This window comes from Sphingopyxis sp. H073, from assembly GCF_001468395.1.
GTDB lineage: Bacteria > Pseudomonadota > Alphaproteobacteria > Sphingomonadales > Sphingomonadaceae > Sphingopyxis.
On the sequence record NZ_LNSG01000005.1, the window covers coordinates 18,799 to 40,243 of the forward strand.

Consider the following 21,445-nt stretch of genomic DNA (forward strand, 5'->3'; position numbering starts at 1 on the left):
ATGTTGATCCCCGTCGAGGACGGCCCTGCCGTAGTAGCATGCAACACCTGCCGACACAGCAGCACCGCAAAGGAGGATGACGCCGGTGTGCGTGGTGGCGCGCGTATGGTCGAGGCCCTGCGCGCCGTGCAGGCACGCGATGAACGCTATTCCGGTATCGCGGTGCAGGAAATGCCCTGCTTGTTCGCCTGCAGCGAATTCTGCACGGTCCATCTTCGTGCGCCAGGCAAAGTCGGGTATGTTCTGGGCCGCTTCACTCCCGATGAAGATGCCGCCGCTGCCATCCTCGATTATGCCGTCCATTATGCGCAAAGCGAACATGGCCGGGTTCCGTTCAAGGACTGGCCGCAGGGCGTCAAAGGCCACTTCATCACCCGCACACCGCCGCCGGGCTTTGTCGCGCAATGAGCACGTTTTCTTCCGTCGATGCCTTTGATGCTGCCATTGCCGATATGCCTGCGCCAGATGAAACAGCAATGGCCAGCGCGCGCAACCGGCAGTCGCAACTGACCAAGCCGCCAGGATCCCTGGGACGGCTGGAAGAGATCGCGATCTTCATGGCCGGTTGGCAAGGCCACGAAAGACCCCGGCTGGAACGGGGGCGTGCAGTCGTGTTTGCGGGCAATCATGGCGTCACGGCACGGGGCGTGAGCGCCTTTCCTCCCGAAGTCACCCACCAGATGGTGGCCAATTTTGAAGCAGGTGGCGCTGCCATCAACGCGCTGTGTGCCGCTGCCGGGCTCGATCTTCAGGTGCTGGCGCTGGAGCTTGACCGGCCAACCGCCGATTTCACCTCAGCCCCGGCCATGACCGAAAGCGAATGCCTTGCCGCGCTGTCTTCCGGGGCCGCCATGGTCGAAGCCGGCCTTGATCTCCTTGTCCCTGGCGAGATGGGCATCGGCAACACCACGGCCGCTGCAGCCCTCTGTGCAAAGGCGCTGGGAGGCGGTGCAGGCGAATGGGTCGGCCCGGGAACGGGGCTCGATCCGGCGGGCGTGGCGCGCAAGATCGGTGTAATCGAAGCGGCACTCGTCTTCCATCAGGTTGCACCGTCAACGCCTTTCGAAACCCTGCGGCGTCTGGGCGGGAGGGAAATAGCCGCAATGGCAGGTGCAATTGTCCGTGCAAGGCAACTTCGGGTGCCGGTGCTCCTGGATGGCTTCATCTGCTGCGCTGCCATCGCGCCGATCTTTGCCGCCGAACCTGCAATTGTCGACCATTGCCTGGCAGGGCATTGTTCGGCCGAACCTGGTCACAAACGGTTGCTCGAGCGGTTCGGTCTCGCACCGCTCCTCACTCTGGGCATGCGCCTGGGCGAAGGGAGCGGCGCTGCGGTCGCGGCCCAGATCGTGCGTTCAGCTCTCGCCGCACACAACCAGATGGCCACTTTTGCCGAAGCTGGCGTGGCTGCTGGCGTATGAGCGAGTTTTTCCTGCACCTCATGCGGCATGGCGAGCCCATCCACCCCGGTCTGCTTCTCGGAAGGACCGATGCGCCTACGACGCCCGAGGGCGTCGCATCATGCGTGGCACAGGTCGAGGAACTGTCGTTCCAGTCGATTGTATGTTCCGATCTCCAGCGCTCGGCAGAGGCAGCAAGAGCTATCGCCGATCCAAGAGGGCTGCACCCGATCCTCGACTCACGGTGGCGCGAACTGGACTTCGGCGACTGGGACGGTCTGGCACCCGCTAAGGTCGACAGTGCCGCGATCAGCGCGTTCTGGGACGACCCGGACGCCAATCCGCCACCCGGTGGTGAGCGCTGGTCTGCTCTGGTTTCGCGCGTGGAAGCGGCCTTGGCCGCAATCCCGCCGCAAGACACGCTGGTCGTAACGCATGGCGGAGCAATCCGGGCTGCGCTGGCCAGCCTGTTCGGCTTCGGACAGCGGCAGGTCTGGGCGTTTGACCTTCCCTATGCCGCGCTGATCAGCCTGCGGGTCTGGCCGGGAACGCCGCGCTCAGCCCAGATCGCGGGCCTTTGGACATGAAGCGCCCGATCGCATGAAAGGCTTCCTCATCGCACTCCAGTTCCTCACCCGTTTGCCGACACCCCGGCTCACGGTTTCTGCCGAGGAATTCGCCCAGTCCATGCGCTGGTTTCCAGCTGCTGGGCTGGTGATTGGCCTTATCGTTGCCGGGGCCGCCTGGGTTGGAGCAAGGACCGATCCCTGGACCGGAGCCCTTGCCGCCTTGATCGCCTGGGTTCTCGTCACCGGAGCCCTTCACCTGGACGGTCTGGGAGATATGGCCGATGCCAGCGGCGCGGCCCACAAGGACCGCGAGCGGCTCCTGGCCGTCCTGGCAGATCCGCATGTCGGCAGCTTCGGCGTAACGGCCATCACCATGCAACTGCTGACCAAGCTCGTGCTGCTGCATGGCATGATCGAGCACAGCCAGTTTCTGGCACTGATCTGGGTGCCGGTCGCCGCGCGCATCGCGCCGCTGGCATGGACCTTGTTGCTATCGCCGTTGCACGATGGCCTTGGTGCGCGCTTTCGGGGCGCGATCAGGCCGATCGATCTGGCGCTGTGGGCCGCAGTACTTCTCGCCACCACGGTGGCGTTTCCTGCATTGCTCATTGCGGTTCCTGCTGCGGCACTATGGGGCCTGTGGATCAAGCGCGCTATTGGCGGCATCTCGGGCGATGGACACGGCGCCGGAATTGAACTGATCGAGGCGGCGCTGCTGCTGGCGCTTGTCGTGATGGCGGCCGCATGACCCGCGATCGCTGGACATGGCACGGCGGCGGCCTCTCTGCGGCCCGCGCGCATTTCGGCGACGATGCGCGTGGTTGGATCGATTTTTCCACCGGGATCAATCCGCATGTCTGGCACGGTGCAGGGGCGGTGGAGATCGATTGGCGTGCCCTGCCAGACGAAATGGCCCTGCGCGCGCTGGAGCAAGCGGCCGCCGCCAGCTTCGGGTGTCATGCCGATCATGTCTGCGCGGTGCCAGGCACCGAAGTTGGCCTTCGCCTCGCCGGCAGGGTGCTGGGCGATGACGTCTGCCACGCCGTTCCATCCTATCGCACCCACGGCGAGATGGCGGCCTCCAGCCATCCCGTAACGCTTGGCAATCTGGCGCTGGCCGATGGATCAAGCCTGATCCTTGCCAACCCCAACAACCCGGATGGCGTCCTGCTTTCTCGGGAAGCCTTGAGCGATCTTCTGGTGCGGCGTGGTCGGAAAGGGTGGCTGGTAATCGACGAAGCCTTTGCAGACTGCCACCCCGACCACAGTTTCGCCGACCAAGTTGATGATCGGCACAGACTCCTGATCTTTCGGTCCTTCGGGAAATTCTTTGGCCTCGCCGGATTGCGGCTCGGTTTTGTGCTGGGCCCTCGTCCGATCCTGGCGAGTCTGCGTAAGCAGCTAGGTGCCTGGCCGGTCTCGGCGGCTGCGATCGCCATCGGCACCCGCGCCTATCAGGATATCGCCTGGCAGGACGCGATGCGGGAGCGCCTCATCGCCGAGGCCACCAGCTTCGATCAGCGCTTGGCCTCGTTCGGTTTGTTGGCAAGCGGCGCATGCCCACTCTTCCGGCTGATAACGACGCCGGACGCGTCACACCTGTTTGAACGTCTTGCCCGGGCTGCGATCCTCAGCCGCCCCTTCGCCGATAAACCGGATTGGTTACGCTTTGGCCTGCCCGCCAACGACGAGGCGATGGAGCGTCTCTGTGCCGTGCTCGAAGACCATGGCTGAACCGTTCGCGCTCATGGCCCTGGTGCTGGATGCTGCCATTGGCTGGCCTGGCGCGCTGTATCGCCGTGTCGGACATCCGGTCGGCCTGTTTGCCCGGATCATCAATGCCTGCGAAGGCGCATGGAACCGGCCAACTCACTCAGACGGCATACGCAAGACGCTCGGCGTCATGACCGTTCTGATACTGCTGGTGCTGACAATCGGGGCTGGACTTGGCCTTACCGCGCTCGCCCGGCACCTGCTGGGCTCATGCTGGTGGCTTGGTGCCGCAGCACTGGCCTGGCCCGCTCTGGCCCAACGCAGCCTCTACGATCATGTTCTTCCCATCGCAGTCGCACTGGAGCAGAATGATCTCGAAAGTGCGCGCCATGCCGTCTCCATGATCGTCGGGCGTGATACCGACACCCTTGATCGCGCGGGTGTGGCACGAGCTGCAATCGAAAGTCTGGCCGAAAGCTTTTGCGACGGCATCGCCGCGCCGCTGTTCTGGCTGGTTATCGGCGGCCTGCCCGGCGTCTGGGCCTACAAGGCGATCAATACGGCAGACAGCCTGATCGGCCATAAGGAAGCGCGCTGGCGCGCCTTTGGGTGGGCTGCGGCGCGCACGGACGATGTGATGAACCTGCTGCCGGCTCGGCTTGGCGGCGTCGTGGTATGTCTTGCCGGCGGCGGAGGGTGGGCCACGCTGTGGCGCGATCACCGCCGCCACGCCTCACCCAATGCAGGCTGGACCGAGGCGGCCATGGCGGGCGCGCTAGATCTCGCGCTCGCGGGACCAGTGTCCTACGATGGTGTGACCCATGCCAAGGACTGGATCGGCAGCGGGCGGCGCGATGCTGGCGCTGCTGACGTCAGGCGCGCTTTGCGCATTTATGTCCGCGCCTGCCTGTTGCTCTGGGCCATCGTGGCCGCTCTCACCTGGAAGGATATCGTATGGGCGCTCTGATGTTGCAGGGCACGGGTTCCGATGTCGGGAAATCGGTGCTGGTTGCCGGGCTGTGCCGCGCCCTTGCCAATCGCGGGCTGAGCGTTCGCCCGTTCAAGCCCCAGAACATGTCGAACAATGCTGCGGTTACCGTCGATGGCGGCGAGATCGGCCGCGCCCAGGCTTTGCAGGCTCTAGCATGCCGGGTCGAACCGCACACCGACATGAACCCGGTACTGCTCAAGCCTCAGGCCGACCACACATCGCAATTGGTCGTTCACGGCAAGGTCCGCGGCACGCTGGGCGGTGGCAATTTCCGGCACAAGCGTGGCGAACTGCTGCCCGAGGTCATGGAAAGCTGGCACCGGCTGCAGGCGCAGTGCGATGTCGTCGTGGTTGAAGGCGCCGGCTCGCCGGCGGAGATCAACCTGCGGGCAGGCGACATCGCCAACATGGGCTTTGCCCGTGCTGCCGGTGTGCCAGTCGTGCTGGTCGGCGATATCGATCGCGGCGGCGTCATTGCTGCGCTCGTTGGCACGAGGGCGGTATTGGACCCGGACGACGCGGCGATGATCCGGGGTTTTCTCATCAACAAGTTTCGCGGCGATCCGGCGCTCTTTGCCGACGGTTATCGGCAGATCGAGGCGCTTTCGGGCTGGCGAGGCTATGGCGTGGTGCCCTGGCTGCGCGCCACTGCCCATTTGCCAAGCGAAGATGCGGTCGTGCTTGAACGAACCGCACGCGAAACCGCCGGTCGCCTGAAAATCGCCTGCCCGATCATCCCCCGGATCGCCAATTTTGACGATCTCGATCCGATCAAAGCGGAAAGCTCGGTCGAACTGGTCATGGTACCGCCAGGCCAGCCCATCCCCGGTGATTGTGCGCTGATCGTCCTGCCCGGATCAAAAGCCACGATCGCTGATATGAAGGCGATGCGCGAACAAGGCTGGGACATTGATATCCTTGCGCATCATCGGCGCGGTGGAAAGGTCCTGGGCATCTGCGGCGGCTATCAGATGCTCGGCCGCCGCATCGCCGATCCGGAAGGGATCGAGGGACCACCTGAAGATATCCCCGGTCTGGGTCTGCTGGATGTCGAAACGGTCCTGACCGGAGATAAGGCGCTGCGCCAGGTTGCAGGCACTGCGCTCGATCAAGCCTTCACCGGCTTTGAAATGCACATGGGCGTGACCAGCGGTCCCGATTGCCGTCACCCCTTTGCGCTGCTCGGCGAAGGGCGGCCCGACGGCGCAACCAGTGCAGACAGGCAAGTCACGGGCACTTACGTCCACGGAGCATTTGCCAGCACGGCGCTGCGTTCAGCTCTGCTCGGCATGCTCGGCGCGCAGTCGGACGGGATCGACCATGATGCGAAGGTGGATGACGCGCTCAATGCGATCGCGGCTGAGCTTGAACATCATCTCGATGTGGATGGTTTGTTGAAACTCGCAATGGGGAAAGACGATGCGTAGCCTGTTCGTGATTGGCGGAGCGCGCTCGGGCAAGAGCCGCTATGCACAGGCCAGAGCCGAGGCGACCGGCCTGTCGCCAGTCTTCATCGCTACGGCTCAAGCTTTCGACGAGGAAATGCGCAACCGTATCGTTCGGCACCAGGCGGATCGCGGCGTGGAATGGGAAACGGTCGAGGCCCCCCTTAAACTTGCGGAAGCGATCGAGTTGCATGCCTCACCCGACCGGGTCTTGCTGGTGGACTGCCTCACGCTATGGGTGACCAATCTCCTGATCGGCGATCACGATATCCCGGCGGCAGTCCGCACACTCATTGAGACCATCACGGTTGCGCAAGGGACCCTCATACTCGTCAGCAATGAGGTCGGATTGGGCATCGTCCCGGAAAACCAGTTGGCGCGCCGGTTTCGGGATGAGGCCGGGTTTCTTCATCAACGTGTCGCGGCTTGCGCGAACGAGGTGCAGTTGCTGTGCGCTGGCTTGAATTTGCAGTTCAAATGAAAATGTCCCATTGTATTAATGGCATATTTGGAATTCAAATTGCGCGAGAGCCGGCCAGAAAGACCGCCAGAAGCTGGATCATGGCGCTGCCCATGGCGATGGTTGGCTGCCCGGTTTGGAAGGCGTTCATAACGTTGATGCGGCTTGTCGGGACATCTTTTTCCGCGACGAGAGTGCCTATCTGGTGGCGGAAAACTCTAGACCCAAGCGGTTCAAAGTTGGGTAGCAGTGCAACTTGGCGTCGGACTCTGCTCAAAATCGGTTACATTTCAGACCACCGTCACGGTGTATGTGCGCGCGGTAAGTGTCGCGGTGGCTCCCTTGGTCCTTGGGGCACCGCGTTTCAGCCTGAACCTAGGCTAGAGAAAGCTCTTGCCAGCGTGGTTCTCAAACAAAGCCGCATCTCGGACATAGCCAAGCAGCACCTCCACCTTTTTCTGTCGCGAGACCTCCTGCATTTTTGGCAGTGAAGCACCAGCCTTCGCAGCTTCGGTCAGGAATCCCGATCGAAGCGAGTGCGCCCCGACCGCAGCCGGATCGAGACCGACCTTCTCGGCGTAGCGCTGGATCAGGCGAGCAACCGAGCGATCTGACATGGGCTCCTTCGTCATCAAGCCCTGAGCATCGGTTCGATAGAAAAGGGGCCCCGCCTCCCCTCCCCTGACGCTCAGCCATTCGTTGAGGCGGGGACCGGGCTTGAGCACCTTGCCCGACGGAACTGCGATGACCTGCCCCTCCCCCTCCTGGTCGGTCTTCGAGTGCCGGATCGTCAGCTTGAGCCCTTCGCGCACGAGCTCGAGATCGGCGAGCTGCAGAGCGACCAGCTCCGAGCGCCGAAGTGCTGCTGCAAGGCCCAGCGCCATGACCGCACGGTCACGGATTGCCCTCGGGCTCGATCCTTCTGCAGCCGCAATCATCCGCGCCAGATCGGCCGCCAGAATGGCGCTCTTCTTGCGTGTCGGCCGTGCGCGCTGCTCGCGCCGAATGCCGGCGAGCGTATCGGCGATGACATCGCGGGGATCACGGTGCTGCGGCGCCACGTGCCCCGCCTGCCTGTGGTGCCAGGCAATGGCAGCAAGGTGCCGCCCGATCGTACTGTCCGCCCTCCCCGCTTGAGCCAGTGACGCCAGCCAGGTTGCAACCACCTCGGGCATCGCGGGCATGGGCTCAAGGTCGCGCGTCCAGCACCATTCTTCGAACTGCCGCCAGTCGCTGTCATAGGCGCGGACGGTGTTCGCGGCCTTGGATCGCGCCCTGTAGGAACGGGCGGCCTCGATTTCGGCGGCGAGCTGCGGAGGGATTGCCTGTCCGAGCGAGACGAGGCCCTCATCGATCGGCACCTCAACGATCAGCCCGGTGCCGTCAGCCAAAGCGCCTCTCCTTCATGCTCGATCGCGCCGCTGGTTTCTTCGGCGTTCTGCCCTTGGGAGAGCGGCGGCGTCGCAGCGGATTTGAGGCACTCTATATAGATTGTCGTGTTGTCCGTGAAGGGCTCTTATCGGACAGCAAATCCACCGTACAAGCTGGGTATACTTTTTACGCCATTTATATACTATCTGGCCGATGGTATCCGCCCCAGCACCCTGGCAACTGACGCTTGCCCGCATCGAAGGCGCCCTCCCCTTCATCTCACCCGAGCTGTCCGAATGCCTTGCGCTGGCCTCACTCAGGCGCCTCTGGCGCGTGCATGTGCGCGATTATCCGTTTGATAATATTGGAATTGAACACAATCCGGGGCTCGAGGCAGACGAGCTTATGCGCTCGTGGTATTCCGAAGAACGCCGCCAGTTTTTATCGTGGATCAGCCGGCGAGGTCACCCTCCCCTCGCCCATGCCGCCAAGCTGGTCATGGCCGCCAAAAGTCACTCCGAAGGATTCAGCGAGACATACAGGCCCGCCGATCGCGCGCTCGAACGGCTCGATGCGCTGCTGCCGACCCGCGATCCGATGGGCGCCTTGCTTGAATGGTTGACGGAGCTGCGAACTGAAGAAATCGATTTCCTTGAGGGCGGCAGTGAGATGGTCCAGGTCGGTGGGATCGCTGTTACACGTTCGGCGCCGCGGGGTGCGGCATGGGCTGCGTCGATCGCGGCCGCCATGCGGCCACACTTGTTTGGGCTGGGGTCGGCTCCAATGGCGCTTGCTGGGGTCATGCCGCGGGCTGTGTTTCGTGAACTCCATGAAGAGCCCTTGCCCGTTGTGCTTCGCGCGGCGCTCCAGGTAGCCAGCGAAAAGGCTGAGGTCGACTTGCGCTTCCTGCGAAGGGCTGTCGTCCGGGCCGACGATGTACTTTCTGGGCTGTACGCCTCTTCGACTGCTCCGCAAACCTGGCGAATGATCGTCAGCTTGGGCCCACTTACTCGAGCTGAGCTCGCTCGAGGACTGGGTGTAACAAAGCGCACCGCTTCTCAATCGGTAGCTTCACTTCAGGCGGCAAGTATGGTGCTCCTTCGGCAGACCGACGGCGCTATATTGCCGGCCAGTGCTGATCTAGAACGGCGCGAATAGCCTCTTCCGCTTCCTGCCGTGTCGCGCCGCCCTTATTGAGCAACGTGACACGGACGCCCTTACGGTCAGCCCCATCGATCCGAAGCACTGGCTTCCCACTGGCACTGGCCACGGTTTCAAGCTTTCCTGACTTCTTGGGGGATCCTGACTTCTTGGGGGGGTCTGCGGCGAGAGCGAGCGCCTTGATCACCTCAATCACAGACATCGACTTGCCAGTCTGCTCGCGCTCTGCAGCAAGACGTTCCGCCTCACGGAAGGCGCGCTCCCGTCGATCCTCAGGCTTGAGGAGCGCTTTGAGCGCAATCGCATTGCGAATGCCAAGCTCCTGCGGATTGGCAAATGCCCTGGTCAGCCCATCTGGCAGCCGTGCCAGATCGAGATACCGCGTTAGCCAGCTTTCGGAAACTTTGAGCCTTTCTGCCATCGTCTTCTGCCGACCATCGTAATAGGCCGTCAGGGCGCGCAGATAGTCCTTTGCGCGTTCAAGATCGGTAAGATCATCCCTCGCCCGGTTTTCAATGTCAGCAAGCCTGAAGGCCTCTTCATCGCCCATCTCGCGTACATCGACGAGAAACTTGAAGTCTGGATAGTTGTGCGAGCGCAGCCAGCTGATCGACCAGTGTCGGCGCGCTCCGCAAATGACTTCAAACTCAAACCCGTCATCTCCGGATAGACGACGGACGATCGCGGGTATCTCCTGCCGCCCTTGAGCCTTGATACTCTCAATAAGGTCCGCGCAGCGTTCCTTGTTAAGCAGAGCATAGTCGCGGTTATGGCCTGCCCACATCCGACACTTTGCTGGGTCAACAAGCTCATGTGTGCGAGAAACAATCGCTCCCGACGCCAGGTCAGCAAGACGGTTTGAACGCCCCGTAAGCACGTTTGAGGCAATGCTCGATCTGCGAGGAGCAGCAGTATCCTCGGTCAGGTCAATACCTGCCGCCAGATCGGCCGCAAAACCACTATTCTTCCTACTCATGCAAGCCTCCCATTAGCAGAATTGCACGCGTGCAATTTTCCAGCGGCTCATACCAAAGCCTCCTGACGGAGGCGCTTCTGATGGCTGGGCCACATCGATCGAATATCAACTTCGATTTCCGAATTCACGCCATCAAGATAGTTTAGGCAACGGTTGCGAACCGCCGAACTAGTGGCAGGGCCGTCAAGCTCATAGACTGTCATCAGCCGCGCCGTAGCATTATCAATCTCTGCCGAGTCCTTGAGAGGCGTGCGAACCATCGCATGGCCGAATAGCGTCCGCATCAGCTGCAACAGCTCTTTCTGCATCGATTTGTTTTCATCGACCTTGGACGCGACAAAGCGGAGGAACTTCAACTCTGGAGCGAGGCCACGGTCTGCCAGCTGCTCAATCGTCTCATCTAGCATCGAGAGAAATGCAGCCGTCGAGGAGAAATCCATAACAGTCGGCGGAACCGGCACGACCAATGCGTTAGCAGCCCGCAGCACGGACAACGAGATCGCTCCGAGGGCAGGCGGCGGATCCATCACCACGACATCGAACCGATCCGATATACTCTCAATTCCCTCCTTCAGGCGGTCAAGAAGCGCGCCGTTCCCCTGTGCCATACGTGCGGCTAGTTCGTATTCGGAATTGAACAGACGAAGGTTGGCGGGAATGAGCTCCAGACCGTCGAAGTGAGTCTTGCGGAGAGCGTAGTCCAGAGACGATCGCTCCCCCTCACGAAGGAACGGATAGAGGGTATCATCTTCGGTGAGGTCGAGATCGGGCACATACCCGAAAAGGGTCGTCGCCGAGGCTTGGCTGTCGCAATCGACGAGTGCAACACGGTAGCCTCTGATGGCCAGATACTGAGCGAGGTGAACGGCCAAAGTCGACTTACCAACTCCTCCCTTGAAGTTCTGAACGGCCACGACACAGCAGGGATCGTTTGGAGCCCGATAGGGTCTCGTCCCGAAGACGCCGCGCATGTCATTCAGCTGGGCAAGCGTATATCTCTCGCGCCTGTTGTTGTCGGTCCTCGCAGGCTCTGGCAGGCGGCCGTCCTTTTCCGCATCACGGATAGCAGCCGGCGTGCGGCCCACAAGTTCAGCCGCTTTCCCGATTGTAAAGGTTGGCTCGCGCCGGTCATCTGCCCTAGCGCTTCGCGCGGAATCCCGGAGCTTTTCGAGTACCGAGGAGGTTCGACTGGCCAGCGTCGCGACCGAGACCAAACGCTCGGCTTCTTCAATCTGAAGTCCGTTTGACACATGCCTTCCTTTCGCAATTCCGCATGTGCTACACCGACTTGCGCTTTTCCGTCAAGAGAATCGGGAATTTCGAAAGTTGGAGCGCGTTATCGGTGAGAAATCTAGGTCGCCGCGCCCTATCCTGACTCGGTGGGGGCTTAGAAAATTGCACGCGTGCAATTTCTGCCGTTCAGGGTCGGCCCCGGCGATTGAACCACCCCTCACAGAACCCTTTCCAGGCGGCGATCAACTTCGCACCGCGAAGCTTCGCCAAACGCTCACCCATATGCTCGCGAAAGCCGTTGGCGATCAGATCTACGTCCCAACCACCGCCATGCGTACGGCCTATCTCAAGGAGGTCGTCATGACCAAAGCGCAGCGTTCCCACTGGAAATGTCGCCTCGGATGGCTTCTTGGCTGAGACTGCTCCTCGCGGTGCCGGAATAGCCCCCTGCCCCACTGTAACGCTCTCTACAGCCCCATCACGCCTCGCCTGGCGTCCAGCTGAATGACGATCAAGCTCGTCGACAGTCTCAAGCACCTCCGGCGCGCCTTTGGGCTCGAACCGGAACTCGATCTCCGTGACTGTTCGACCCTGCCTGATTTCCCGCCACTCAACACGGAAGTGAGCAAGCTGGTCAATTTCGGATTTCGCCTTCTCCAGAACTTTGCGCCGAAGTTGAGCGAAGTCTGTGTAAACATCCGGTGGAATACCCAATGCTGCGCGCAGCGCCTGCATGTCTCCCCGCCAAGTTGCTTGTCGACGATGAAGCCGAAGTGCCCCCAGCTCATACAGCTTCAAGGCGTAGTTCGAACGAAAGCCAAGCACCGCTTGGCGATTGAGCACAGCGTAGGTTTCGGATGCCTGGATGAGCTTGCGAGCATCAGGAGTGAATTCCCACTCGATCCATCCAGTCTCGCCGCCCTCCTCATCTGTCTCCTCCTTCGACCGCGAGATCAGAGAAAACAGGAGCGTCGCCTTCTTTCCCCGCCAGGATTTGTCGTCAACGGCAAACAGCGTTCGGTGCAGTTCCTGAAGCATGTCGGTAATCCGCTCATTGCCCTTGTGGCCTCGCCGAATGTCCGCCTTACGTATGCGGTGAGGGCGATCCTCCCAAGCGTCACCCCCAGCTGTGAGGATCATGAGAGCGAGTAGTCGCGAAGCTGTCAGACTGAGAGATTCGCCTTTGACAAACTTGATTTCGATGATGCTGCCTGGCTTGGCGAACTCGTCGCCGCCCTTTGCCTTCAACGCGGCAGCAACCCGCATCGCACGGCCAGGGGATCCTTCCTCAGGCTTCTCTTCAGGAGCCTCGGCTATTGGGCTAACATCCGTTTCCATGCAATATTGCGATCAAAGCTTGATTCTTGGGAGGGTGATTGCTGCCTGACCTGACCTCATCAGTCAAGTCAGGTCAGGATATAGAGATAGCCGCATCCCCCAAAAGGTCAGGATTGAGTTGGTCGGATCGCGGGTATGAATCGCCAAAGAAACCGCGAGTCGCTAGGCTCTCCAGCAGGGCTTAAAATCGCTCTTGATTTTGATGCCTGCGAGACCCAAAAATCCGACCAAGCGGGCGACGCATCAACATCTGGACGGCTGCCCCCAAAAGGTCAGGAAGGCCCCAGAAGGTCAGGTGAGTTCCCCCGGCAAGTCAGGGTTAAGCCCCCGGCAAGTCAGGTAAAATCCCCCAGCTGGTCAGGAAAATCAGCGTAGGCAACTGATTTCACTGCCAATTTACGCCCCGAATCTGAATCTTTAGAATCATGAATCCTTCCGCTGCAAGCAGCGGCGTTTTTTTATGATTGTTTTTGGAGATTACGAGACGTCGCGAGGAACGTTCTCGGCTCAGACCAACGAAACGGACATGCACCCGTTCTAAAACACGAGGCAGTGGTCAATCGCCTTAATGAATCACAGACGCTCCTGTGATTCAGATTTCCAGTTGGACCGAATGCTCAGCGTTCTGCCACCAGTTCCGCATGAAGACGCCAAAAAATCAGTCGTGGCATTGGCAAGCCATCGACCCTTCACGGAACGTCGCGCGTGACTATCATCTCTGGATCGAGACCGATCTGTTTGGCTGGACAACGGTCGAGCGTCGCTGGGGACGAATCGGTACAAGAGGGCAGGGGGTGACCACCAGCTTTCTGGACAGAGGAGAGGCCGACACAATCGCACGACAGATACGAGCGCGTCGCGAAAACGCCTTCAAGCGGATTGGTGTTCGTTACCAAACAGTAGAATAGCCTTCCTCGACCAGCGAGGGGCTCTTCGGAACTGGAGATTTCTCCATAGAACTCCTCAGTTTCGCCAAAGGGGGAGGGGGATGGCCTGATGCGGTTCAGCATCAGGAGCAGACCGTGACCGACCATTTTGAACAATCCAGCCAGAAGCTGGACGCAGCAATCACCGAAATCCAGAACGCCATCGCCACCGGAATGGCGAACAAACAACGCCTGTTTGAGACGATGAGCCAGCTCTACGGGGAGGGCTCCGCAAACGGCGCCTGGAGCCAGAGGGACGCCTTTGACCTGCTCGAGGCGGCATTGACGCGCCACATGGCCGGACTCCTGAGCAAACCTCAGATGCTGACCCAAATTTCGGAGATCAGCGCGCTTATCGAGGCGCTGCCGACACATACGGTCAGAAGTGAAAACCAGCTCAGGTACCAGCAATTCTCGACGCCCGCTGACCTCGCAGCGCTATCCGTGATTTTGGCGCAGCCGCTTGCAACCGATATCGTTCTTGAGCCGAGCGCCGGACATGGCGCTCTGGTGGCAACTTTGCCCGATGTCCGCGCATTGCATCTCAATGAGATCGATCCGCGCAGGCGGGAGAAGCTGGCTCTGCTGTTCCCCCAGGCCACCACCACGGGGATCGATGGAGCCATGCTGGCATCGCATCTCGACGCTGCTGTGCAGCCAAGCCTGATCCTGATGAACCCGCCATTCTCGCGGTCAATGGGACGAGGGGCAGACGAGTTCGCAGCGGTGCGTCATCTGCGCGCTGCCATCACGCGGCTAGGGAAGGGGGGGCGGATCGTCGCGATCATGCCGGACTGGTTCACGACGAGCGCAAAGCTTGCGAAAATCTACGAAGACACCTTTGCCTCTTGCACGGTCCGCACATCCATCCGGCTCGATAAATGCTATCACAAGCAGGGCACCAGCGTGGCCGTGCGCTTGTACGTGATCGACAAGATCCCAGGGCAGATCAGACCTGCAGTTTTGGCGCGGGAGACAGTTGCAGACGTCGCGTCTACGGTTCCAATCATCAAACGCGCGACAGCCCAACCCGACTGCGAGACGCGCGCGGCGCCGCCGAAGGCAAAGCCGGGCGTGCTCTTCAAAGCCATGCGGGCAACGCCCATCACAAAGCCGGTCAAAGCGAGGGTAGACCAAACCCCCAAGATCGAAGCACTGGCGTTCAATACCTTGGACCTGCCGCGAGTGCTCGGTGAGCAAAGCGGGGTCTACATCCCGTACCGGCCAAGTCGGGTCGACATTGTTGGCGCGCGCGAGCATCCGACGCCGCTCGTCGAAAGCGTGGCTATGGGCTCGATCCCGGCACCTATCCCGGATTATGTCCCGGCGCTGCAGGACCGGGTCTTGCAAGAAAGCCTGCTCTCCGAGGCCCAGATCGAAACTGTCATCTATGCCGGGAACGCGTGGCAGCAGTATCTGCCGGGCCTGTTCGTTCCAGCTGAGGAAGGCGTTGGCCTGCAACTCGACGAGCAAGGGCGTGCCTACCGCAAAGGCTATTTCCTTGGCGATGGCACGGGGGCAGGGAAGGGCAGGCAGATCGCCGCCTGCATCCTTGATGGCTGGCTTGCGGGACGCCGCAAGGCCATCTGGATCTCGAAGAACGAAAGCCTGCTCGAGGACGCGCGCCGCGACTGGAGCGCTATCGGAGGGCTAGCGGCCGACATTCAGCCGCTTTCCAACTGGAAGATCGATCAGGCGGTTCCGTTTCGCGAAGGGATCCTGTTCGTCACTTACCCGACCCTTCGCAGCCAGCGTCAGGACGCCACCCGCCTGAAGCAGCTGCTCGATTGGGCGGGCGAGGATTTCGAAGGTGTCATCGCCTTCGACGAGAGCCACGAGATGGGCGGTGTGGCAGGAGGCGAGGGCGCCCGCGGCACGAAAAGCGGATCCTTGCAGGGCATCGCCGGCGTGCTGCTGCAAAACAATCTGCCCGATGCCCGGGTTCTCTACGCCTCGGCGACCGGAGCCTCGGAGGTCAACAACCTTGCCTATGCCGTGCGGCTTGGTCTGTGGGGACCTGGCACCGCGTTTGCCAACAGGGAAGATTTCATCAGCCAGATCAGGGCAGGGGGCATCGCTGCGATGGAACTCGTGTCGCGCGATCTCAAGGCACTTGGCCTCTATCAGGCGCGCGCACTCAGCTTCGCAGGCGTCGAATACGACATCCTGAAACATGATCTGACCGCCGAACAGATCGCCGTCTACGACACTTATGCGGACGCCTGGGCGATCATTCATCAGAACCTTGAGGAGGCGCTGGAGCTGACCGGCGTCGTCGATGAAATCGACGGCACAACGCTCAACAGCGGTGCGAAAGTCGCAGCGCGAAGCCGGTTTGAAAGCACCAAGCAGCGGTTCTTCAACCAGTTGCTGCTGTCAATGAAGCTACCCACGCTGATTGCTGCCATCAATTTCCATCTGGATCGCGATGAGGTGGTTGTCGTTCAACTGGTTTCGACCGCCGAAAGCATCCTCGATCGCCGTCTCGACAGCCTCTCCCCAGAAGAGCGAGCCGATCTCGACCTCGATCTCAGCCCGCTCGACGCCGTGATCGAGTACCTCGAGCGGGCCTTCCCCACCCAACAGATGCAGGTATTCGTCGACGATACAGGCACGCAGCGCTCGGCACCGATGTTCGACGAGGAAGGACGTCCAGTACACAACCAGACTGCGATTGCCCGCCGCGGCGAGATGATCGAGCACCTGTGTGCCATGCCGCCGATAAAGCCAGCGCTGGACGGGATAATCGAGCACTACGGGCCGGACAGGGTCGCTGAGGTGACCGGGCGCAGCAAGCGGCTCATAACCCAGAGCGACGGCCAGCAGCGGCTCGAGACCCGCTCGCCGCGGACGAACCAGTCCGAAACAGACCAGTTCATGGACGGCAGGAAGCCAATCCTTGTCTTCAGCGATGCGGGTGGCACCGGGCGATCGTACCATGCCAGCCTTGACGCAGCTTGCCAGAAGCGGCGCATCCACTTCCTGCTTGAGCCGGGATGGCGCGCAGACAGAGCCATCCAGGGGCTGGGCCGAACGCACCGGACCCATCAAGCCAACACACCGCTGTTCCGGCCTGTGACCACGAACTGCAAGGGGGAACTGCGGTTCACCAGCACCATTGCACGCAGGCTCGACAGCCTGGGGGCGCTGACGCGGGGCCAACGCCAGACGGGCGGGCAGAACCTGTTTGACCCTGCCGACAATCTCGAAAGCGAATATGCCAAGGCGGCTCTCTCGACCTGGTTTGCCTTGCTGGCGGACGGCAAGCTCAAGAGCGCAACGCTGATCGATTTCCAGCGACGTAGCGGGCTCAAGATTGTCTCGGAAGACGGCATTCTCGAAGAGGACCTTCCGCCGATCCAGCGCTGGCTCAACCGCATCCTCGCGCTGCCGATCGGAATGCAGAATGCGATCTTCGAGGAATTTCTGGGGTTGGTCGAAGCGCGAGTGTCCGCAGCGCGCGAGGCCGGATCACTCGATGTCGGCGTCGAAACCCTTCGGGTTGAACAGGCCGAGGTTGTCGAAGACATCGTCCTGCGGACCGACGGGCGAACCGGCGCCACGTCACACTTGCTGCAGCTGGCTCTCAAGACGAGAGCACGGCCGATCTCCCTTGAGCGTGTCCTTGAGCGCCGCGACTACGCTGACGGCTGCATTCTGCTCCACAATACCAAGAGCGGGAAAGCAGCCCTGGCCGAACCTTCGCGGCACTTCATGACCGAACAGGGCGAACTCATCAGGCGGGTTATCCTCCACCGTCCGCTCCGGCGCGAATACCACCACTTCGATGACCTTGCGGAATCGGCCTGGGAGGAAGCACCCCGCCGGACCTTCGAGAAGCTGTGGCAAAGCGAGGTTGCGGAGCTTGCCGAACGGCTCACCACAGAGACCGTGTACCTTGCAACCGGACTTCTCCTGCCGATCTGGTCGAGCCTTCCCGTCGACTATCTGGAGGTCCGGCGCATCGTCGACGAAGAGGGCAGAAGCTGGCTCGGCCGCATGGTCCACGAGCTCGACGTGGCAAAGCTGCTCGAGAAATTCGATATTGCCTCCAACGTTGAACTGAGCCCGGATACGATCATCAGGGCGCTCAGCGAAAGCCGGACAATCCCAATCAAGAAGCCGTTCGAGGCGACAATCAAATGCTCGCGCGTGGCAGGCGAGCAGCGCTATGAAATCGTGGGCGCACCTGTCGATCAGCTGCCCTGGCTGAAGAGCATCGGATGCTTCACGGAAATCATCTCGTTTCGTACCCGGGTGTTTATTCCAACAGCGACCGCTTCATCGGTGATCAGCGATCTGCTTCACGTGTGAGTTGCGTGTTTTGCAAGCTGCCGCCCCAATGTCCGAGGTGTCGCCTCAGGGGTTACACTCCCGTTGACTCTTTGTGTAACTTATGGGATTACACCACTATGGAAATCGGCAGCATCCGCCACAAGGCGCTTCGCAGGTTTGCTGAGACCGGAAAGCCAGCAGGACTGATGGAGACTGACCGGCTCCGTCGCATGCTGGCGTTCATTGCCTCGGCAGAGAGCCTGGATGAGCTGGCGGTGCCGCCGAATTTCGGGTTTCATCCCCTCACTGGCGACAGGGAGGGATACTTTGCCATGACGGTAACCCGAAACTGGCGGCTGACATTCACAATGATCAACGAACTCACCGTCGCTGATCTCGATCTGGAGGACTATCACTGATGGCTATCAAGCTCCATGACAGCTTCGCGATCCACCCGGGCCCTTGGTTGCTCGAAGAGATCGTGAAGCCTTACAACATGAATGTGTCGAGCACCGCAGATCATCTCAAGGTTACTCGGCCTGCGTTGAGCCGCTTGCTGAATGGCAGGGCTGCGCTAACCCCGGAGATGGCGATCCGCTTCGAGAAGGCATTTGGTGTTTCTGCCGCCACCATGCTGCGGATGCAGTCCGCCTATGATCTTGCGCAAGCCAAAGGCGGATCGGAGACGATTTCTATCGAGCGCGTGCGCGAGCCTGCATAGCAGGACTCAATTGGGTCGCTGATGACCCAAGTTACGTTGGAACTCCCCCCATCGGATGTCCCGCCTGATTGATAATGCGCAAACAGGCAAAGAGGTTATGGTTACGGACCGAGATAGACCAATTCTGTCCCGCTAGATCGCAGGGCCCCAATCCTTCAGCCCGATCAAAGGCAAAGTCACCTTTGTCTCCCGTTCTTTCTACCTGGCCAATCAAGGCCATGGAGAAAGATGATGACCTATTCTCACTTCGACCCCGCCATGCAGAACCGCGTTGTGTGGAATGCCGGCAGAACCGTCGGCACAAAGCGGCCACTGACCCAGAAACAGATTTGGGCGATCCGGTTCTTCCTTGATCGCGAGGAGCGGCTCCGCGACCGTGCGCTGTTCGACCTGGCGATCGACAGCAAACTGCGGGGTTGCGATCTGGTGAAGCTCAAAAGCGGCGACCTCGTGGCCGGATCAAAGGTCCGCGACCGCGCCATGATTATTCAGCGGAAGACCGGGCGACCCGTGCAATTTGAAATCACCGCGGACGCCCGCTCGAGCCTGGCGACATGGCTGCTGCGGCGGGGAGGAAGCCTCGATGATTTCGTGTTCCCAAGCAGGATCCATTCCGGCCAACCAATGAGCACGCGGCAATACGCTCGGCTTGTCGATGAATGGGTAACCGCTGTCGGGTTGCGGCGGGAAGACTACGGCACACATTCCATGCGGCGCACCAAGGCGGCCATGATCTACCGGACAACGGGAAATCTACGTGCGGTCCAGATTCTTCTGGGGCATTCCAAGATCGAGAACACTGTCCGCTATCTCGGTGTCGACGTGGAGGATGCACTGGTCCTCGCTGAGCGTATCGAAATCTGACCATCATGGCGGCCGTCGGGCAAGCTCCGATGGCCGCTTGTGGTGAAAAGCTGAGATCGCCGAACCGGCAACAAGTGGGTGGGAAGCTGAACGTCCGGTGTCGGAACCGTCAGTGGAGACATCGAGAATCCAGCGCGTCTAATTGCGACCCAAATTGTCCTGCATCGCGGCCAACATCGCACTTAACCGGCCCAGCTCATCAATGTCCGTCCCGGCAAGCAGGTGCCCGTAGACCGCGTCGGCCTCGGTCCTAAGCTTCGGTAATAACTCAACCGCAGCAGGCATAAGGTGGATGTGCCAAACGCGCCTATCGTTCACTGCGCTACGTCGCTCAACGAGCGAAAGTTCTTCAAGCCTGTCAATGGCCTGGCCAACGCTTGCTCGTTCCAGCTCAAGCTCCCGGGCAAGTTCGGTCTGCGTCATGCCAGGCGTTCGATAAAGATATGCCAAAGCGCGCCACTGAGTTCGGGTGAGTCCGAATTGTTCGAAGGAGGTATCGAATGTGCGTCGCAGCCGCCGCGTCACCTCTTCCATCAGGAAGACGAGCCGATCGGTGTCGGTCAGAAAATTCGTCTCAGCTTCATCGGCAGCCTGATCCGAGTGCGTTACCATGATCCGGTCATAGCTTTCCCGATACGAAAATAAAGATATTTACTGTAAGGCACCTTACAGTATAGCAAAATGCTATGGACATCGTAACAGCCAGCATCAAGGGCGCCGACGGCTTCGACCTCGCAGCCGAGATCACCGGCGCGCCTGACGCAATGCCGGTCTTGCTTGCTCATGGAGGTGGGCAGACCCGGAGGGCATGGAAGCGGGTCACGACCGATCTTGCTGACGCCGGGTATTGCGCAATTGCTTTTGACATGCGCGGCCACGGTGACAGCGCGTGGTCCGATGCCGGGGCGTATGAAATACGTGACTTCGCGGCCGATCTTGTCGCGCTCGCATCCGGTATGGACCGCAAGCCCGCATTGGTCGGTGCATCGCTTGGTGGACTGGCGGGGTTGCTTGCTGAGGGAGAGCTCGCCCACGGCAGCTTTGAATCGCTGACACTGGTGGATATCGCGCCCCGCATGGAGCCTGACGGCGTGATGCGGGTCGTCGGGTTCATGGAGCAGCATGTCGAAACCGGCTTTGCCTCACCTGATGAAGCGGCGGGGGTCATCGCACGCTACATGCCACACCGCGGCAAGCGCGGCGCTGGCGCAGGCCTGCGCCATTATCTCCGGCAAAAGGATGATGGCCGCTTTTACTGGCATTGGGATCCAGCGTTCATCCGCAACATCATGGCTGCCAAACGGAGCAATCCCGATAATCAGGAGCTTCAGTTTCAGGAGCTCAGCAGGGCGGCGGCCAGCTTGACACTTCCGCTCCATCTCATTCGCGGCGCGGCGAGCGACCTTGTTTCCGAAGAAGCGGTTGCACACCTGCAGCAGGTCGCCCCCCATGCGGAGTATACCGACATCGCAGACGCCACGCATATGGTCGTGGGCGATTCCAATGATGCATTTTCGAATGCGATCCTCGGCTTTCTGAATCGCCACCATAATCCCACAGGATCGGGGCAATGAGCGAACAGCCAATGGTGCTTGACCGGGCGGGCTTGCAAGACATGCTCGACATTGCGCCCTTCCATCAATGGCTCGGCCTGAAAATCCAATCCTGCTCGGAAGACGGGCTTGAACTCACGATGCCCTGGCGCGATGAAATTGTCTCCAACCCCGGGGTTGGCGCGGCACATGGCGGCGTGCTGGCAGCGCTGATCGATCTAACCGGCCTTTACGCTTTGGTTATGCTAGGCACTCGGGCTACGGCCACGGTCGACCTCTGGGTCGATTATCATCGGCCCGCGACCGCTGGTCCGCTCATTGCGCGTGGACAGGTTGTCAAAACCGGACGCCAGATCAGTGTCGCCGAAGCCCGCATTTTTGGGCCTGACGACAAACTTCTGGCAAGCGGCAGGGGCGCCTATATATGCTAATTCGTCCCTCTGTGGCCG

The 21,445-nt window shown here is 60.8% G+C and carries 21 protein-coding genes; 16 read left to right on the top strand and 5 right to left on the bottom strand.

Annotated elements, in window-relative coordinates:
* From ATE64_RS10615 to cobU, 8 genes are read left to right on the top strand one after another with little or no spacing between them, the layout of a single operon-like run.
* Positions 1–408, top strand: coding sequence for a DUF1636 domain-containing protein (locus tag ATE64_RS10615; protein ID WP_039330657.1), 408 nt, complete (start codon positions 1–3; stop codon positions 406–408).
* Complete coding sequence (gene cobT, locus ATE64_RS10620; RefSeq protein WP_039330659.1) at positions 405–1,421, top strand: nicotinate-nucleotide--dimethylbenzimidazole phosphoribosyltransferase; 1,017 nt, start codon at positions 405–407, stop codon at positions 1,419–1,421. Before ATE64_RS10615 ends, cobT begins: the two co-directional genes overlap by 4 nt.
* Positions 1,418–1,987, top strand: a complete 570-nt coding sequence (locus ATE64_RS10625; RefSeq protein ID WP_039330661.1) for a histidine phosphatase family protein — start codon at positions 1,418–1,420, stop codon at positions 1,985–1,987. The genes cobT and ATE64_RS10625 overlap by 4 nt, the downstream gene beginning before the upstream one ends.
* A gap of 13 nt (positions 1,988–2,000) precedes the next feature.
* Entirely contained in the window at positions 2,001–2,717 is a 717-nt protein-coding gene (gene cobS / locus ATE64_RS10630; RefSeq protein ID WP_039330663.1) for an adenosylcobinamide-GDP ribazoletransferase, read from the top strand.
* On the top strand, positions 2,714–3,703 hold the full coding sequence (locus tag ATE64_RS10635) for a threonine-phosphate decarboxylase (protein WP_039330665.1): 990 nt from the start codon (positions 2,714–2,716) through the stop codon (positions 3,701–3,703). Before cobS ends, ATE64_RS10635 begins: the two co-directional genes overlap by 4 nt.
* A complete protein-coding gene (gene cbiB / locus ATE64_RS10640; RefSeq protein WP_039330667.1) occupies positions 3,696–4,649 on the top strand; it encodes an adenosylcobinamide-phosphate synthase CbiB in 954 nt (317 codons plus the stop codon). Before ATE64_RS10635 ends, cbiB begins: the two co-directional genes overlap by 8 nt.
* Positions 4,637–6,100, top strand: a complete 1,464-nt coding sequence (locus tag ATE64_RS10645; RefSeq protein ID WP_039330669.1) for a cobyric acid synthase — start codon at positions 4,637–4,639, stop codon at positions 6,098–6,100. The genes cbiB and ATE64_RS10645 overlap by 13 nt, the downstream gene beginning before the upstream one ends.
* The gene (gene cobU / locus ATE64_RS10650; protein WP_039330671.1) at positions 6,093–6,599 is read left to right on the top strand and encodes a bifunctional adenosylcobinamide kinase/adenosylcobinamide-phosphate guanylyltransferase; all 507 of its coding nucleotides are present in this window, start codon (positions 6,093–6,095) and stop codon (positions 6,597–6,599) included. Before ATE64_RS10645 ends, cobU begins: the two co-directional genes overlap by 8 nt.
* A 359-nt stretch (positions 6,600–6,958) precedes the next feature.
* On the opposite strand, the gene ATE64_RS10655 is transcribed toward cobU, so the two are convergent.
* Complete coding sequence (locus ATE64_RS10655) at positions 6,959–7,969, bottom strand: site-specific integrase (protein ID WP_230960947.1); 1,011 nt, start codon at positions 7,967–7,969, stop codon at positions 6,959–6,961.
* Positions 7,970–8,162: 193 nt separating this feature from the next.
* Here ATE64_RS10655 and ATE64_RS10660 point away from each other — a divergent pair, with 193 nt between their 5' ends.
* Positions 8,163–9,107, top strand: a complete 945-nt coding sequence (locus ATE64_RS10660; protein ID WP_058800339.1) for a hypothetical protein — start codon at positions 8,163–8,165, stop codon at positions 9,105–9,107.
* Here ATE64_RS10660 and ATE64_RS10665 read toward each other — a convergent pair.
* From ATE64_RS10665 to ATE64_RS10675, 3 genes are all read right to left on the bottom strand, one after another.
* Complete coding sequence (locus ATE64_RS10665) at positions 9,067–10,086, bottom strand: ParB/RepB/Spo0J family partition protein (protein ID WP_058456844.1); 1,020 nt, start codon at positions 10,084–10,086, stop codon at positions 9,067–9,069. The two genes, ATE64_RS10660 and ATE64_RS10665, sit on opposite strands and share 41 nt — an antisense overlap.
* 47 nt (positions 10,087–10,133) lie before the next feature.
* Positions 10,134–11,336: an AAA family ATPase gene (locus ATE64_RS10670; RefSeq protein WP_058456845.1), complete on the bottom strand. Its 1,203-nt coding sequence runs from the start codon at positions 11,334–11,336 to the stop codon at positions 10,134–10,136.
* Between the two features lie 169 nt (positions 11,337–11,505).
* Complete coding sequence (locus ATE64_RS10675) at positions 11,506–12,585, bottom strand: replication initiation protein (protein WP_058456846.1); 1,080 nt, start codon at positions 12,583–12,585, stop codon at positions 11,506–11,508.
* A 659-nt stretch (positions 12,586–13,244) separates the two neighbouring features.
* On the opposite strand from ATE64_RS10675, the gene ATE64_RS21165 reads away from it, so the two are divergent.
* The 5 genes from ATE64_RS21165 to ATE64_RS10695 all read left to right on the top strand — a co-directional run bounded on the left by ATE64_RS21165 (position 13,245) and on the right by ATE64_RS10695 (position 19,443).
* A complete protein-coding gene (locus ATE64_RS21165; protein WP_231729193.1) occupies positions 13,245–13,565 on the top strand; it encodes a WGR domain-containing protein in 321 nt (106 codons plus the stop codon).
* Positions 13,566–13,757: 192 nt separating this feature from the next.
* Positions 13,758–17,897 (top strand): strawberry notch family protein, encoded by a 4,140-nt coding sequence (locus tag ATE64_RS10680; protein ID WP_082657775.1) that lies wholly within the window; start codon positions 13,758–13,760, stop codon positions 17,895–17,897.
* Between the two features lie 98 nt (positions 17,898–17,995).
* On the top strand, positions 17,996–18,277 hold the full coding sequence (locus ATE64_RS10685) for a type II toxin-antitoxin system RelE/ParE family toxin (RefSeq protein WP_058456847.1): 282 nt from the start codon (positions 17,996–17,998) through the stop codon (positions 18,275–18,277).
* Positions 18,277–18,579 carry a HigA family addiction module antitoxin gene (locus ATE64_RS10690; RefSeq protein ID WP_058456848.1) on the top strand — a complete coding sequence of 101 codons (303 nt, stop codon included), beginning with the start codon at positions 18,277–18,279 and terminating at the stop codon, positions 18,577–18,579. The genes ATE64_RS10685 and ATE64_RS10690 overlap by 1 nt, the downstream gene beginning before the upstream one ends.
* Positions 18,580–18,810: 231 nt before the next feature.
* Positions 18,811–19,443 (top strand): tyrosine-type recombinase/integrase, encoded by a 633-nt coding sequence (locus ATE64_RS10695; RefSeq protein ID WP_058456892.1) that lies wholly within the window; start codon positions 18,811–18,813, stop codon positions 19,441–19,443.
* 138 nt (positions 19,444–19,581) lie between these two features.
* Here ATE64_RS10695 and ATE64_RS10700 read toward each other — a convergent pair whose 3' ends face one another.
* Positions 19,582–20,055, bottom strand: coding sequence for a MarR family transcriptional regulator (locus ATE64_RS10700; protein ID WP_058456849.1), 474 nt, complete (start codon positions 20,053–20,055; stop codon positions 19,582–19,584).
* Positions 20,056–20,129: 74 nt separating this feature from the next.
* On the opposite strand from ATE64_RS10700, the gene ATE64_RS10705 reads away from it, so the two are divergent.
* Together ATE64_RS10705 and ATE64_RS10710 are read left to right on the top strand one after the other, a co-directional pair.
* The gene (locus tag ATE64_RS10705) at positions 20,130–21,017 is read left to right on the top strand and encodes an alpha/beta hydrolase (protein ID WP_058456850.1); all 888 of its coding nucleotides are present in this window, start codon (positions 20,130–20,132) and stop codon (positions 21,015–21,017) included.
* The gene (locus tag ATE64_RS10710; protein WP_058456851.1) at positions 21,014–21,427 is read left to right on the top strand and encodes a hotdog fold thioesterase; all 414 of its coding nucleotides are present in this window, start codon (positions 21,014–21,016) and stop codon (positions 21,425–21,427) included. Before ATE64_RS10705 ends, ATE64_RS10710 begins: the two co-directional genes overlap by 4 nt.
* Positions 21,428–21,445: the final 18 nt, after the last annotated feature.